Origin of the sequence: Paenibacillus lautus NBRC 15380, assembly GCF_004000945.1 — a bacterium.
In the GTDB taxonomy this organism is placed as follows: domain Bacteria; phylum Bacillota; class Bacilli; order Paenibacillales; family Paenibacillaceae; genus Paenibacillus_AQ; species Paenibacillus_AQ lautus.
On record NZ_BIMF01000021.1, the window covers coordinates 42,382 to 57,363 of the forward strand.

The following is a 14,982-nucleotide window of genomic DNA, read 5'->3' on the forward strand; positions in this document are numbered from 1 at the left end:
ATTCAAATTCACCGGGTGGCTCCCGTTATCCAGCTGTTACGAGGCGATCGTCACATAAGCTGCTCCAGGAGGAACCCTGCTGGAGGATGAATGGACGATAACCAGGGTGGTACCGCGAGAACATCGTCCCTGAATTCAATTCAGGGGCGTTTTTTGTGTTCGGAACCAAGTGATCCGGGCCCTATATTATGACTGGAGGAAGTGTAGAGATGAAAGCTAGTGAAATCCGTTCCAAATGGCTAGAGTTTTTTGCAGAGAAAGGCCACAATATTGAGCCAAGTGCATCGCTTGTTCCGCACAATGACCCGTCCCTGCTCTGGATTAATGCAGGCATGGCTCCGCTCAAAGCTTATTTTGACGGGCGTGTGAAGCCGGAAAATCCGAGAATTGCGAACTCGCAGAAATGCATTCGGACCAATGATATTGAGAATGTCGGCAAAACCCGTCGTCACCATACATTCTTCGAAATGTTAGGCAACTTCTCCATCGGGGATTACTTTAAGGAAGAGGTTATCACCTGGGCTTGGGAATTCCTGACGGACAAGAAATGGATCGGATTCGATCCGGAGAAGCTGTCCGTTACCGTGTATCCGGAAGACGAGGAAGCCTACAAATTGTGGAACGAAAAAATCGGTCTCCCGAAGGAACGCATCATCAAGCTGCAGGATAACTTCTGGGATATCGGCGAAGGACCTTGCGGACCTTGTACCGAGATTTTCTATGATCGCGGAGAAGGATACGACACGGATGCTCCGGAATCTGAAATGTTTCCTGGCGGTGAGAATGAACGCTGGCTCGAAGTATGGAACCTTGTATTCTCCCAGTTTAACCACAACAAGGACGGCAGCTATACACCGCTTCCGAACAAGAACATAGATACGGGTGCGGGGCTCGAGCGCTTTGCTTCCATCCTGCAAAATGTGGCGTCCAACTTCGATACTGACCTGTTCCAGCCGATCATCCAGAAGACGGCAGAGCTTGCCAACGTAAAATACAATGAGAAGACGGAATACGATATCGCGCTGAAAGTCATTGCGGACCATATCCGGACGGTTGCATTTGCAGTTGGCGATGGCGTGCTGCCTTCCAACGAAGGCCGCGGCTATGTCATCCGTCGTTTGCTCCGCCGTGCGGTTCGTTACGGAAAGGTGCTCGGGCTGGACAAACCATTCATGTATACTTTGACCGGAACCGTAGGCGATATTATGGGCGTATACTACCCAGAGGTCGTTGAGAAGCGCGCCTTTATCGAGAAGGTCATTGCAACGGAAGAAGAACAGTTCCACAAAACACTCTCTGACGGATTGAACATCTTGGCTGACGTCAGCGCAGAAGCGAAGAAGCAGGGCAAATCGGTAATCAGCGGCAGCGACGCGTTCAAATTGTATGATACGTATGGCTTCCCGTTTGATTTAACGGAGGATTATGCATCCGAACACGGATTGACCGTGGATCGTGAAGGCTTTGATGCCGCGATGAAGGAACAGCGTGACCGTGCGCGTGCGGCCCGTCATGAAACGGAAAGCATGAAGGTCCAAGGCGGCGTTCTTTCCGATTATACGGTTAAAAGTGAATTTGTTGGATATAATGACACCGTCAGCGAGGCTAAAGTGCTCGCCATTGTTTCCGGTGACAGCTTCGCAGACAGCGTCAGTGAAGGCGAGACTTGTCAGGTCATTCTGGACGTAACCCCGTTCTATGCCGAAAGCGGCGGCCAGGTCAGCGATCAGGGGATTTTGGAAGGCGGATCCGTCCGTGCCAGAGTGGAAGGTCTCTTCAAGGCTCCGCATGGACAGCATGTGCATTTCGTAACCGTAGAGCTTGGCGAGCTTAAAGTGGGCGATACGGTCAAGGCGCAGGTGGACTCCGCCATGCGCAATGATATTGTCAAGAACCATACAGCCACACATCTTTTGCATAAAGCATTGAAGGAAGTGCTGGGCGATCATGTCAATCAGGCAGGTTCCCTTGTTGAACCTCAGCGTCTGCGCTTCGACTTCTCCCACTTCGGCAGCATTACGCAGGAGGAGCTCGCCGATATTGAGCGCCGCGTGAATGAACAGGTATGGAAGAGCATTCCAGTTGTTATCGAGCGCAAGGCCATTGACGAAGCGAAGGCGATGGGTGCCATGGCATTGTTTGGAGAGAAGTACGGAGATATCGTCCGTGTTGTCCAGGTCGGGGATTACAGCATCGAGCTGTGCGGCGGATGCCATGTAGGCAACACCTCCCAGATCGGAATCTTCAAGCTGCTTGGAGAGAGCGGCATCGGCTCTGGCGTTCGCCGCATTGAAGCCGTAACGGGACGCTATGCTTATGAGCATCTGGAGGGGCAAATGGACCTGCTCAAGCAAGCCGCCGGCTTGTTGAAGAGCAATCTTACAGACGTGCCGAAGCGGATCGAGGGCCTGAACCAACAGGTGAAGGATCTTGCCCGGGAGAACGAGTCCCTGCAAGGCAAACTGGGAGCGATTGAGGCTAGCCAGTTGACCGATAAAGTGAAGCAGGTCGGGAACACGTCGCTGCTTGCAGCTGAAGTACAGGCTGGCAGTATGGACGGACTCCGCGGCATTGCTGACGAATTGAAGGGCAAGCTGCCGGAGACCATCCTCGTGCTCGGCTCCAAAGCGGGCGACAAGGTGAATTTCGTCGTAGCCGTTCCGCAGGACCTGGTGAAGCAGGGATATCATGCCGGCAAGCTTGTGAAAGAAGTGGCCTCGATCTGCGGTGGAGGCGGCGGAGGCCGTCCGGATATGGCGCAAGCCGGGGGCAAGGATGCTTCCAAACTAGCCCAGGCGCTGCAGCACGCTGAGGATCTCATAGCCCAGGGCGTGTAACAGATTTGTCCAGATTGTGTACAGCAAGCAATAGTAAGCGGGATCCAACATTTTGCTGTACACAATCCCGAATTTTTTGGAACACTCTCTAAATATTTCGCTTTCGATTTCCGTAGAGACTTAGGATTATGTTATGATATAACTAGATCAAGCTGGTAAATATTTATTCGACGAAGCATGGTAAACATGTTCTTTGAAGAAGCGAGGTGTGTCACACATGGACTCCATGGATAAGACAGTCAAGTTCAATGTAAAAGGTGATGAAAAGGAGGCTTCCGCCCAGGACATTCTACTTTCGGTATACGATTCGCTGGTAGAGAAGGAATACAATCCGATTAACCAAATCGTAGGGTATCTTTTGTCCGGGGATCCCGCTTATATACCTCGGCACAATAATGCCAGAAGTTTGATCCGGAAAAAAGAGCGAGATGAATTGATTGAAGAACTGGTCCGGTTCTATTTAGCCAGTCACCGTTAGGAGCACACAGGGATGAAGAAGATCATGGGATTAGATTACGGGGACCGCAGAATCGGTGTTGCCATAAGCGACGCGTTCGGATGGACGGCCCAAGGGGTTGAAGTTATCGAGCGCCGCCGTGATGAAGGCGAACTGGACAGAATTGCCACACTCGTCAAAGACAACGAGGTCGGTGAAATTGTGGTCGGCTTGCCTAAAAATATGAACGGCACGATTGGTCCGCGGGGCGAAATCTGCATGGAATTCGCAAGTACATTGCGAGAGTCCCTATCCTTACCCGTTCACCTTTGGGATGAACGGCTATCAACAGTATCCGCTGAAAGGACATTGCTTGAAGCCGATGTCAGCCGAAAGAAGCGAAAACAGGTTGTAGATAAAATGGCGGCAAGCTTGATTTTGCAAAACTACTTGGATTCTAAAAGGTAAAGGTGAGGGTGATTACAATGGCTAATGAGCATATTGGTATGGAAGAAGAACCGGAAATTATTTATATTCCCGACGATGAAGGCAACGAGGAAGAATTCGAAGTCATCATGAAATTCGAAGTGGATGGCTCGGATGCTAAATATATGATGGTCGTACCAAGGGAGTCTGCCGACGAAGAGACAGACGAGGTCTACGCCTTCCGTTATGAGGAAGACGGAGACGACTTGAAATTGTTTATGATTGAAGACGATGAAGAATGGGCCATTGTTGAAGAAACCTTCAATACGCTCGTGGAAGAGCTTGACGGGAGAGACGAATGATGTCTGATTTTTCGGTTGAGAATATCGTATGGACCCAAGTACTTAAGGAAGCATTCGGTGAGAGTGTAGAGCTTGAGGACGATAAAGGCCATATCGAGGTTTATGATATTGCCGCCGAATTTGAAGTGGATGGTCAAGGGTATGCCATTCTGGTTCAGCCGGATCGAACCGATGAGGAGTACGAGGTGCTCCGTATCGTCAAGGGCGAGGACGGCGGATTGCAGCTGGCAACCATTGATGACGACGAGGAATGGGAGAATGTGTCGGAGCTCTATGATGAGCTGACGTTTCCCGAAGGAGACGAGGATTAAGTTCTCTCCTGCAGGAGCACATGCTTAATTTTCAAATGAAAGTTCAGGAAGGGGCGGAGCTGTCCGCCCCTTTTGGTGTGAAGGGATGAGTAGATTGAAGAAACTGGCAATAGCAGTATTGGTCCTGATCCTAGTTGCGGGCGGGGCCGTATTTTACGTATGGAATGGTTTACAGCCCGTACAAAGCTCGGAAACTCCTGTCGAATTCACCGTGGAGTCCGGCATGAGCACGTCCTCTATCGCCGATCTGCTTGAGGAAAAGGGACTGATCAAGAATGCCCTTATACTTAAAGGTTATTTAAAGCTTAGCGGGGAAGGAAGCCGTCTGATGGCAGGGACCTATGAGGCAACCCCAGGCACTCCGTTCAAGGAACTGTTATCGAAGATGAACAAAGGCGAAGTGAAGCCCGAGGAGATGGTTCGTTTCACGATCCCTGAGGGTTATACGATCCTTCAGATGTCAGAGACCATTGCTAAAGAGAGCGGAATCGATGAGAAGGAATTCCTGGAGGTTGTGGATCAGCCTACCGGCTGGGATGTTCCGATTGCGGGAGAAATTCCCCAAGAAGCACATCTCAGGCATCATCTCGAGGGATACTTGTTCCCTGCGACCTATGAATTGCCGAAGAAGGATATCACGGCAAAAGGCATTGTCGAAACGATGCTGAAAGAAACGGAGAAACGTTTGGCCGAAATTCCGGGTTGGGAGAGTCAGTTGGAGGCTCGCGGCGTAACGTTCCATGAACTCATGACCATCGCTTCACTGGTTGAGCGCGAAGTGGTTGCAGATCAGGAGCGTGCCCTGGTGGCCGGCGTTATTTATAATCGATTGGAAGAGGATATGAGGCTGGAAATCGATGCCACGGTTCAATATCTGTTAGATAAACCGAAGGAACGATTGCTTTATGCTGACCTGGAGGTTGAGAGCCCGTATAACACGTATCGTCAAAAGGGTTTGCCGCCTGGGCCCATCTCAAGCCCGAGCCTGGAATCCATTCAGGCTGCTCTGAATCCGGAGAAATCCGATTATTTGTTCTATGTGACAAAGAAAGACGGTACACAAGAGCATCTGTTTGCCAAAACGTATAAAGAGCATTTGAAGAATATCGAGACCAGCAAGAAGATGGCACAACAATAATATCACGTGTTGAGCAAGTCCCCTGATACGCTGGTGACAAGGAACAGATCCAGCTCGTACTCAGAAGAGTCTTGTTGTACAACCTCTAACTAGGGAGGAATTTTTAAATGAGTATCAAACCTGAATTATTAGCGGCAGCCGGGTCCGTGGCTGATGCTGCTGCTTACCTGAAAGCGGGAGCCGATGCACTGCTTGTCGGCGAGGATCGATTCGGCATGAGATTGCCTGGCAGTCTGACATTGGACGAAATAACGCAAGTCGTACAGCTTGCACACGAGCGAGGAAGTAAAGTATACGTAAGCTTGAACAATTTGATGACAAATGATTTGCTGCCCGAGCTCCCCGCCTATGTTAAGGCGCTCGGAGAAATCGGCGTTGACGCGGTGGAATTTAACGATCCCTCCGTGCTCACTACCGTAAAAGAGCTGGCTCCACAGGTAAAACTTCATTGGAATGCAGAAATGACCGCCACCAACTATTCAACGGCCAATTATTGGGGAAGCAAAGGCGCCTCCCGGGTTATTCTTGCGCGTGAATTAAATATGGACGAGGTAACGGACATGAAGCCGCAGCTTCAGCTGGAAGCACAGGTTCAGGTTCATGGCATGACCAACATCTATCATTCCAAGCGGCGCCTGGTGAACAGCTATATGCAGCAGCAGGGCAGACCCGTGAAGGAAGGCAGCCTTGGAAAGGAGCGCGGTTTGTTTCTCATTGAAGCTGAGCGTCAAGAAGAGAAGTATCCGATCTATGAGGATATCAACGGAACCCATATTATGAGTTCGGAGGATATTTGCATTCTGGAGGATTTGCATCTGTTAATGGCAGCAGACATTGACAGCTTTAAGGTTGAGACGCTGCTGAAGCCGCGGCATTACAATGAGTTGGTGATTCGAACCTATCGTCAAGCGATTGATCTATATGCTGCAGATGCTTCCACTTATGCATTTCAGGAAGAGTGGATGGACGGAATCCGCGCGATTCAGGATCCGGAACGTGAATTGTCGTTTGGATTTTTCTATAAGGAACAAGTTTATTAAGGAGTGGACAGCATGGAAGCAATGGCACAGCCAAAATACAAGGGCAAACGCTATCGCCTGGACAAGCCGGAATTGCTCGCCCCGGCTGGTAATTTGGAAAAATTGAAATTTGCGGTGCATTATGGCGCCGATGCAGTTTATATTGGGGGTCAGAAATATGGCCTTCGTTCAAATGCGGACAACTTCAGCTTTGAAGAAATGAAAGAAGGCGTGGAGTTCGCCAAGAAATACGGCGCGAAAGTATTTGTGGCCACCAACATCTATGCGCATAATGAGGACATTGAGGGAATTGAATCCTACCTGCGAAGTTTGGAGGAAGCAGGCATTGCGGCAATCATCGCTGCTGATCCGGCTATTATTGAGGTGGCTAAACGTGCTGCACCCAAGCTCGAAGTTCATCTGAGCACACAGCAATCCACATTGAATTGGCAGGCCGTGAAGTTCTGGAAGGACGAAGGATTGCCGCGGGTTGTACTGGGACGTGAGGCGAGCCTGGAGGAGATCGCAGCGATTAAAGAGCATGTCGACATTGAGATCGAGGCCTTTATCCATGGCGCGATGTGCTCCTCGTTTTCCGGTCGCTGCGTGTTGTCCAATCATTTTACGGATCGTGATTCCAACCGGGGCGGATGCTGCCAATCCTGCCGTTGGAAATACGATTTGTTTGTAGATGGAAGAGAAGAGCAAGGCCAGTGGGTATCGGAAGAGCAGCAGTTGATGGAACAGCCGGCCCCTGCACCGTCCCCATTCCAACCAGGCGTTACGCAGATCCCGCTGTTCCAGCCGGAGGACAACCAGTTTACGATGGGGTCGAAGGATCTCTGCATGCTCGAGCATATTCCGGATCTGATTGAGGTGGGAATCGACAGCTTCAAGATTGAAGGACGGATGAAATCGATCCATTACGTAGCGACTGTGGTCAATGTATATCGACAGGCGATTGATTCCTATATGGCTGACCCAGATCATTATGTATTGAAGCCGGAATGGATCGAGGAAATTAATAAAGCGGCCAACCGACCGCTGAATACCGGATTTTTCTACGATACACCGGACCATGAGGATCATATCTATGAACCCGAAGAGAAGGCAGTTCCTTATGACTTCGCCGGATTGGTGATGGAGTATGATGAGAAATCGGGAACGGCCGTCATTCAGCAGCGGAACCACTTTAAGCCCGGGGATGAAATCGAGTTTTTCGGACCGGAAGGAACCTTCTTTAAGCAGGCAGTTGGTCCTATCGGAGATGAGAATGGCAATGAACTTGATGCAGCTCGTCATCCTTTGCAGCTCATTCGCATGAAGGTGGATCAGCCGGTGCGTCATTTTGATATGATGAGAAAACGTAAAGGGTAATAAAAATACGGTTCTTAAGAACTACACAATTGAGAATCCGGGTCTGTGGATGGACCTCGGATTCTTTTTGTTTGTAAAAAAATTAGGGATTAAGAATTATTTTTTTGCGAAAAGCCAAAGGAAAACACCTCCAATTGTCGAAATAAAGAGTAACGAATACGTTTCAAGGGATTGGACCGACGTATTAATAATATGATTGTGGTAGGTGAACAGCTAATGTCAGAAGTTGAGCAGCATGATAAGAAACCGAAGAAGGACAAGAAGCCCGGAGGAATCAAAGAGAAAAAGAAAAAACCTTCGGCATCAACAGGGATACATACTGCCAAGTCGTTTTTTTCAAACGTGGGAACGGCTATAGGCCGGATGCCGATGAACCCGGCGAAATCCGTCGGTATCCGGTTGTTCCTAATCTTTTTGTCAGCGATTGTATTTTTTGTGATTGTCTTGGGTTATCTGTCGTACGATAAGGCGAAGAGCACGATTGAGAAGAATGCTGCGAACGGCAATCAGCAGACGATCATTCAAACCTCTGAGAAAATCGACATCATTCTGGAGAAGTATGAGAATGCCGGTAGACAAATCTTCTATGACATTGAATTGCAGAAGTTATTGTCGGAGTACACGGATAAAAAATTAAGCGATTACGATGCGTTTACGGTGGAACGCAGCATTCGGGATAAACTATCCAATCAGATCACTTCGGATTCGTCGATCAGAGCCATATATCTGATTCCTACCCAGGGAGAGAAGATCATATCGGCAGGTCAGGCCTCGGAATCCTCCAAAACCGTCCTTGAGCAAAGCTGGTATACTGAACTGAAGGAAGGCGACAAGAAGATTATGTGGCTGCCAACGATGCAGAACAGCGGAGCTCCATATTTCACGATTGCCCGTTCTTTGGGGTCTATGAACGATCTGACTTCAACGTATGTGGTTATGTTTGAACTTAACGCCTCGGTGCTGGATACGCAGCTGAAGGGGATTAACCTGGGCGAGAACGGCCAACTGCAATTGATCAGTCCGGAAGGCATCGTTGTTTCCTCCAGCGAGTCCTCCATTGTGGGTTCGGAAACCGCCTGGGCATTTGCGAAGGAATTCCCGGCCGACACCAAAACGGATGACGTAAGAACGAAGGATGAGCAAGGAAGAAATGTACTGGCGGTTTATAATACGCTGAACACCAACGATTGGAAGCTCGTAGGTTCTGTCCAAACCAGCGAGCTCACGAAGGATGCGTCCAGCATACTGGTCATCACGCTTATCGTGGCTGCCATCGACGTTATCTTTGCCATTCTGATCGGGATTTGGATGGTAAGAATGATTGCCCGTCCGTTAGGCAAACTTAACCTGTTGATGAAGGAAGGCGCCAAAGGCAACTTGAATGTTCGTACAGACCATAAGAGCCAGGATGAAATCGGTCAGCTCTCCGCAAGCTTTAACGATATGATGGAGCAGATTACCGGACTCGTGCAGCAAACGAGCAATACCGCTCAGGAAGTGCTTAGAACGGCAACCGAGTTAAGCGATGCCTCGAAGAAGACGGCTATTTCCGCCAAAGAAATTGCCGTAGCTACCGAGGAAATTGCCAACGGTGCCAGCAGTCTGGCGGTAGAAGCCGAACGCGGCAGCGATCTGACCAACAACATCTCGAAGCAGATGCAAATTGTCGTTTCAGCGAACGAAGAGATGGGCAAATCGGCCCGTCACGTGGAAAGCGCGAGTGAGCTTGGAACGAAGCATTTGAGTGACTTGCTGGATAAGACCCATCAGACCGAGGATATGACCCGCTCGATGATGCACAAGGTCGATGGCTTGAAGGAGACGACTTCATCGGTTGTCAAAGTGCTTGACGTACTTCAAAACATTACGAAGCAAACGAATATCCTCTCATTGAATGCAACAATCGAAGCAGCCCGCGCTGGGGCGGCTGGTAGAGGCTTTATGGTCGTGGCTGATGAAATCCGTCAGTTGGCAGACCAATCCAGACAATCCATCGATATGGTCAGCCAGATTACCGATCGCATCATGACCGAGATGAATGAGACCGTGCAGGTATTGCTGGACGCCAACCCACTCTTCAAAGGACAGATGAATGCTGTTAAGGAAACGAATGATATCTTCGTATCCGTTCAGCAGCAGATGGTCGACTTTATCGAGTCCTTGGATTCGGTAACGCATTCGATTGATGAACTGAATGAATCTCAGAATGTACTTTCGGAAGCGATGAGTAATGTGAGCGCGGTAGCCGAAGAATCCTCTGCAACTTCGGAAGAGGTGGCTTCTCTCTCCACAGAGCAGCAAAGCGTCAGCAGTCAGCTGGTTAATCTATCATCGCAGCTGGAGAATGTATCGAATGAGCTGAAAGAGACCTTGTCTCGTTTTAGACTGTAAGATTGATTGCATAATTCAAAGGCTGTTCCATCAGTTTAAGCTGATGGGGCAGCCTTTTTTTAACTTTCAGAGGAAAACTCCATTTGCTGCAGCCTATGCGGTGAAGCTGCTGATTGAGTCAGGTTCCATATGGAAATAATGATGAGACAATAGACCATATTGGAGGAGCAAGACATGAGGCTTATCCGCAATAAGCGAATTACATACGGATGGCTGATACTGACGATTTTAATTGCCGTTTTGACGCTGCGTCTTGGATGGGTACAACTCGTGATGAAGCATCAGCGGGTTCCCGGCAGCCGGCATACGATGGTAGAGGCATCGCTGATACAGAGGGAGCGGGGCATTGTGCTGGATTCCGGTCGCGGACATTTTACGGATCGGAACGGAAAACCGCTCACGGGCAAACTCATTTGGGCAGCCGTGTTGTTTCCTGCTGGCGAGAAGGAACTGAAGAATTCCCATAAACAGTTAGTGAAGCTGGCCCGTATACTGGGAACGAATAAGGATCATTTGATACAGACTTGGGGCAAGTTAAAGGAGCCAGAATTGTGGCATGGAGACAACTCCCTCATTCCTCGTTCCTTAACCAAAGATCAGATAACGCAGATTCAAGAACTTGACCTACCTAAACTCAAGGTTCTTCCTTATGAGCAGCGGTACGGCCATCGTCAATCGGGAATGCAGTGGCTTGGATTTGTGTCCGGTCAGCGTAAGGAAAGCCTGTTCTTTGACGATAATCCGGAGGTTACCGGAACCAGTGGATTGGAGAAAACGATGGATTCGTTGATACGGGGAGAAGGGCCGACCATCGTCTATTTTCCGGTTAACAGCACCAATGACGTCATTCAGGATATTAAACCGATGGTGAAGGCGCCTGACAATCGGTACTATCCGTTACGGGTAACCACCACGATTGATATCGATATTCAACAAGGGATTGAGGCCATAACGGAGAAAGCGGGCATGAAAGAAGGGGCGGTAGTTGTACTGGATGCCCGAAATGCGGATATCGTGGCCATGGTTTCCAGACCCTTCTACAATCCGGAGCAGATTCACCCGAAGGATGGTCAGTGGGAGAACCGCGGGTTGAAAGCAGCCACGCCAGGATCCATCTTCAAGTTAGTCACGGCTGCAGCCATACTTAAGAATGGGTTAAGCTCTGAAGCTGAACACTTCCATTGTGATGGCGAATACGGTAAGTTCGGAATGTCCTGCTGGAAAAAGGGAGGGCATGGAACGATTGATCTTCGTGAAGGCTTCGCGGAGTCATGCAACGTCGTATTTGCTGCACTTGCGGAGAGATTATCAGCTCAGCAAATGGCGGAGGCGGCCTCCGCGCTGGGTTTCGGGCAAACGGTAGGCTGGAAAACCCAGCAGTTTCTGGGGCTCCGTTCCTTCGCGCCATTGGATCATGAAGAGAAGGGCACGGTATTTTCCAGTTCTGTGGACGCCTCTGATGCAGGTGTCAGGGTTCAGACAGGCATAGGCCAAAGAGACGCTGCCGTATCCCCGCTGCAAGCTGCTAATGCGATAGTAACGCTCCTTCATGGCGGGGTGAAGACCAAGCCCCGTATTTTACAGCAGATCCGGTATGCTAACGGCCAGTTGCTTCAAGATACGGATCCGCTAAAGGAGCGAACATCAGGAAAGGGGATTTCCCGTGAAACCTCTTCCATCCTGCTCGAGTGGATGAAGGATGTTGTCGAAGAGGGAACTGGCAGCTCATTAAAAAATCGCAAATGGACTCTTGCCGGTAAATCCGGAACGGCTCAGGTAACAGTAAAAGGCCGTTCCCGAAACAACCAGTGGTTTGTCGGGTACGGCCCAGTGGAGAAGCCACGTTATGCCGTGGCTGTATTGGTTGAGAATCGGAGCCTGAACAGCAGCAATCAGGCAACCGACGTATTCGGTCAGGTTTCCGATTTCTTGGCTTCGGTTGAATCGGCCTCCGGCTCTGCGTAAGAGCGGGACATGTCCCAAGGGGACACATCGAATTCTTCGCTCGGAAGCCGGATCCACTGCTTCAGATATCCTTGGGTAAGCAATTCCTTAATGAGAATCAGCAGGATGGGAGCCAGGATCAAACCGGCAACTCCAAAAATGGACAGCGAGATCATCATGAAGGACAGCATCAGAAATGCAGAGGATACGCCGATCGAGTTTCCTGTAATTTTTGGCTCAAGCAGCTGTCTGGAAATCACAACTACGGCAAGCAGTACGATCAAGCCAATGGCAAGCCCGGTGTTGCCGACGATGAACAAATAGGTAATCCACGGAATAAGAATAACGGGAACACCCAGCAGCGGCAGTACATCGAACACAGCGCAGATGAGCGCAACGGACAAGGAATTTCCCGTACCTAATATCAAGAGTCCTATGTATATAATGACAAAGGTAATGCTGACCAACTTCATCTGGGCTTTTAAATACGAGCCAATCGCCTTGAATACATTTTCCTTGAGGAACACAAAAGCCGTCTTGAGGGTCTTTGGCGTCTTGTCTTTGGCAATTCTCCGCCAGCTGCCGATCTCAATGCTCAGGAAGAAGGCAAGGATGATCGCAACCCCGAAATTCGCGATGAACGAGGAGAACGACCCCATAAAGCCAACGACATAATGAAAGAACGACTCGGCTGCACCCTGGGCAAAAGTGGTAATGTCCTGAAAATAACCGTTCAGACGGTCGGTCAGATCCGGTGGCAGCGCGTCGAGCTTGGATTGGAGAAACATCAGGCTCTCTGAGAAATGCTTCTGGATCGTTTTGGTATAACCCGGCAAATTATCCTGCAGATTCATGAACTGCGATACGATGAGCGCGCCGGCTCCGAACAGGATGCCCAGGATAACGAGCAGGAAGAGCAGAACGGATATCGCGGCGGCAAACGGTTTTGGCAGTCCCCTGCGGTGCAAGAATTTGGAGAAAGGCTCGATAATCAGGAAAACGAGGAAAGATAAAAACACCGGAGCCGCAATTTGGTACAGCTTGCTGAATATGAACATGATCAGGTAAACCGTAAGCACGATTAAACCTATATCGAAGGCGGTTCTCCAATATTTTTTATACAAGGGAAGCATAGTGGGATATCGGCTCCTTTATACTTTATTAATTGATATCATTGTACACGATTTGTGAAAAAAAAGCCTATTTCTTTAAGTGCTATGCTAAAATAATAATAGTGGGTTCATTAGAAAAAGAAATAAAAAGCGGGGAGTTAGCATGCAAACATTACTGCTATGGTTGTTTTACCTTTCATCTTTTTATGCATTCATTCCCGGCATCTTGACCCGGATATTTGGTTTCCGAGTATTTCGCAGGGGAACAGGCTCGAACGACTTCGCCTTAACCTTTGATGATGGTCCTGATCCGTTCTATACACCAAGACTGCTGGATCTTTTGAAGCAGTATAATATGAAGGCGACGTTTTTCCTGGTGGGTTCTCATGCCGAGAAACATCCAGAAGTTGTAAAACGCATTCATAGTGAAGGTCATCTGATCGGGATTCACAACTATGTTCACAAGAGCAATTGGTTCATGCGGCCGGTCACCGTCCGTAAACAAGTCAAGCGCACGGATGATATTATTTACTCCATCACCGGTGAACGTTCGAGTTATTACAGACCGCCATGGGGAATCGTGAATTTATTCGATTTTGCCAAGAATACCGGCTGCCGCATTATCCTATGGTCGTCGATGTTTAATGATTGGCGGAGCAAAATTGGCGCCGACAAGCTAACGCAGCGAATGCTTGCCAAGCTTAGCGGTGGCGAGGTCATGCTCCTTCATGACTGCGGCACGACGATGGGGGCGAACCCCGATGCACCAGAGCAAATGCTGATCGCGTTGGAACGTGTTCTCAAAGTCGCAGAGCAGAAGGGAATGAGAAGCATCCGAATCGACGACATGATGGCGAAGGAAAGCAAAGCGAAAGCGAAGAAGCTGTCTCCTCTCAAGCGTATGATCGTCTCGTTGTGGCTTTTGTGGGAAAAAGGATTTCATGCGGTATTTGCACTCGAAACGGTTACTCCGGCAGATCCGATGCTGCATTTCCGGAAGCGTGCTTTTACCGGTAAAACGGTTGTGATGGAAGATGGCAGTCTGCTTGAAAAGGGAGACCAGGTGCTGGAGCTCCATTTTGATAACAAAAAATTGTTCGAGATCGGCAGCCGCTCCCGTTCGGAAGTACAGCTTGCCATCAAAATGATTCGTGCCGTGCAGAAAGACCTGCCTTCTATGGCTAATATGGTATTGGAACGGCCCGAGTACAAGGATATCAAGGGATTGTATGCTGTAACTATGATTTCACGGGGACCGGAGCAATTCGGATTTCTTGTCATGGATTTACCGCGGGGACTGTTTGCAAGCTCATCCAGACTTTATCTGAAACTGCTGCTTAGCGTCATTCACCCGAAAGGGCAGGCCCGTCTTAAAGAGGGCAGTCATATTATGGAACCGAAGATGCTCATGATGCCGGTGGATGTTCTGATCGGGCGTTATGCTGAGAAGAAGAGTCAGCTTCAGCCTCCATCCGAGGAGCAGCAGGAAATACAACAGGAACATGTGGGTGACCTGGCGGTTGCCAGTGCATCGCAGGGCATGTAGTTCATCGAACCGATTTGTTTACTGTCATTATGTATGGATTATCTCTAAGCTGTAATTTGGATATAAAAAAGGGGTTATCCCCG

Annotated in this window: 12 protein-coding genes; 11 read left to right on the forward strand and 1 reads right to left on the reverse strand. The window is 49.3% G+C overall.

Annotation, left to right across the window (positions count from 1 at the left end):
- The first annotated feature begins 209 nt into the window (after positions 1-209).
- From alaS to PLA01S_RS26215, 10 genes are all read left to right on the forward strand, one after another.
- Positions 210-2,837, forward strand: a complete 2,628-nt coding sequence (gene alaS, locus PLA01S_RS26170; protein WP_127594700.1) for an alanine--tRNA ligase — start codon at positions 210-212, stop codon at positions 2,835-2,837.
- Positions 2,838-3,054: 217 nt separating this feature from the next.
- A complete protein-coding gene (locus tag PLA01S_RS26175; protein ID WP_006208869.1) occupies positions 3,055-3,315 on the forward strand; it encodes an IreB family regulatory phosphoprotein in 261 nt (86 codons plus the stop codon).
- Positions 3,316-3,327: 12 nt separating this feature from the next.
- Positions 3,328-3,741: a Holliday junction resolvase RuvX gene (gene ruvX, locus PLA01S_RS26180; protein WP_100535780.1), complete on the forward strand. Its 414-nt coding sequence runs from the start codon at positions 3,328-3,330 to the stop codon at positions 3,739-3,741.
- Between the two features lie 17 nt (positions 3,742-3,758).
- Positions 3,759-4,061 carry a DUF1292 domain-containing protein gene (locus PLA01S_RS26185; protein WP_071222779.1) on the forward strand — a complete coding sequence of 101 codons (303 nt, stop codon included), beginning with the start codon at positions 3,759-3,761 and terminating at the stop codon, positions 4,059-4,061.
- Complete coding sequence (locus PLA01S_RS26190) at positions 4,061-4,372, forward strand: DUF1292 domain-containing protein (protein ID WP_174819256.1); 312 nt, start codon at positions 4,061-4,063, stop codon at positions 4,370-4,372. The genes PLA01S_RS26185 and PLA01S_RS26190 overlap by 1 nt, the downstream gene beginning before the upstream one ends.
- 94 nt (positions 4,373-4,466) lie before the next feature.
- On the forward strand, positions 4,467-5,510 hold the full coding sequence (gene mltG, locus PLA01S_RS26195) for an endolytic transglycosylase MltG (protein ID WP_127594748.1): 1,044 nt from the start codon (positions 4,467-4,469) through the stop codon (positions 5,508-5,510).
- A 107-nt stretch (positions 5,511-5,617) separates the two neighbouring features.
- Positions 5,618-6,550 carry a peptidase U32 family protein gene (locus tag PLA01S_RS26200; RefSeq protein ID WP_127594701.1) on the forward strand — a complete coding sequence of 311 codons (933 nt, stop codon included), beginning with the start codon at positions 5,618-5,620 and terminating at the stop codon, positions 6,548-6,550.
- A 12-nt stretch (positions 6,551-6,562) separates the two neighbouring features.
- Positions 6,563-7,906 carry a peptidase U32 family protein gene (locus tag PLA01S_RS26205; protein WP_127594702.1) on the forward strand — a complete coding sequence of 448 codons (1,344 nt, stop codon included), beginning with the start codon at positions 6,563-6,565 and terminating at the stop codon, positions 7,904-7,906.
- Between the two features lie 216 nt (positions 7,907-8,122).
- Positions 8,123-10,297, forward strand: a complete 2,175-nt coding sequence (locus tag PLA01S_RS26210) for a methyl-accepting chemotaxis protein (RefSeq protein ID WP_127594703.1) — start codon at positions 8,123-8,125, stop codon at positions 10,295-10,297.
- Positions 10,298-10,471: 174 nt separating this feature from the next.
- Complete coding sequence (locus tag PLA01S_RS26215) at positions 10,472-12,262, forward strand: peptidoglycan D,D-transpeptidase FtsI family protein (RefSeq protein WP_127594704.1); 1,791 nt, start codon at positions 10,472-10,474, stop codon at positions 12,260-12,262.
- Here PLA01S_RS26215 and PLA01S_RS26220 read toward each other — a convergent pair.
- The gene (locus PLA01S_RS26220; RefSeq protein ID WP_127594705.1) at positions 12,211-13,374 is read right to left on the reverse strand and encodes an AI-2E family transporter; all 1,164 of its coding nucleotides are present in this window, start codon (positions 13,372-13,374) and stop codon (positions 12,211-12,213) included. The genes PLA01S_RS26215 and PLA01S_RS26220 overlap by 52 nt on opposite strands.
- A gap of 142 nt (positions 13,375-13,516) precedes the next feature.
- Here PLA01S_RS26220 and PLA01S_RS26225 point away from each other — a divergent pair, with 142 nt between their 5' ends.
- Positions 13,517-14,899 carry a polysaccharide deacetylase family protein gene (locus PLA01S_RS26225; RefSeq protein WP_127594706.1) on the forward strand — a complete coding sequence of 461 codons (1,383 nt, stop codon included), beginning with the start codon at positions 13,517-13,519 and terminating at the stop codon, positions 14,897-14,899.
- The last annotated feature ends 83 nt before the right edge of the window (positions 14,900-14,982 follow it).

Excerpts from the sequence above, each read along its gene's own strand:
- PLA01S_RS26210 (WP_127594703.1), top strand. The coding sequence starts at position 8,123 with ATGTCAGAAGTTGAGCAGCATGATAAGAAACCGAAGAAGGACAAGAAG.
- PLA01S_RS26205 (WP_127594702.1), top strand. The coding sequence starts at position 6,563 with ATGGAAGCAATGGCACAGCCAAAATACAAGGGCAAACGCTATCGCCTG.
- PLA01S_RS26200 (WP_127594701.1), top strand. The coding sequence starts at position 5,618 with ATGAGTATCAAACCTGAATTATTAGCGGCAGCCGGGTCCGTGGCTGAT.
- PLA01S_RS26175 (WP_006208869.1), top strand. The coding sequence starts at position 3,055 with ATGGACTCCATGGATAAGACAGTCAAGTTCAATGTAAAAGGTGATGAA.
- PLA01S_RS26220 (WP_127594705.1), bottom strand. The coding sequence starts at position 13,374 with ATGCTTCCCTTGTATAAAAAATATTGGAGAACCGCCTTCGATATAGGT.
- PLA01S_RS26190 (WP_174819256.1), top strand. The coding sequence starts at position 4,061 with ATGTCTGATTTTTCGGTTGAGAATATCGTATGGACCCAAGTACTTAAG.
- ruvX (WP_100535780.1), top strand. The coding sequence starts at position 3,328 with ATGAAGAAGATCATGGGATTAGATTACGGGGACCGCAGAATCGGTGTT.
- PLA01S_RS26185 (WP_071222779.1), top strand. The coding sequence starts at position 3,759 with ATGGCTAATGAGCATATTGGTATGGAAGAAGAACCGGAAATTATTTAT.
- PLA01S_RS26225 (WP_127594706.1), top strand. The coding sequence starts at position 13,517 with ATGCAAACATTACTGCTATGGTTGTTTTACCTTTCATCTTTTTATGCA.
- PLA01S_RS26215 (WP_127594704.1), top strand. The coding sequence starts at position 10,472 with ATGAGGCTTATCCGCAATAAGCGAATTACATACGGATGGCTGATACTG.
- alaS (WP_127594700.1), top strand. The coding sequence starts at position 210 with ATGAAAGCTAGTGAAATCCGTTCCAAATGGCTAGAGTTTTTTGCAGAG.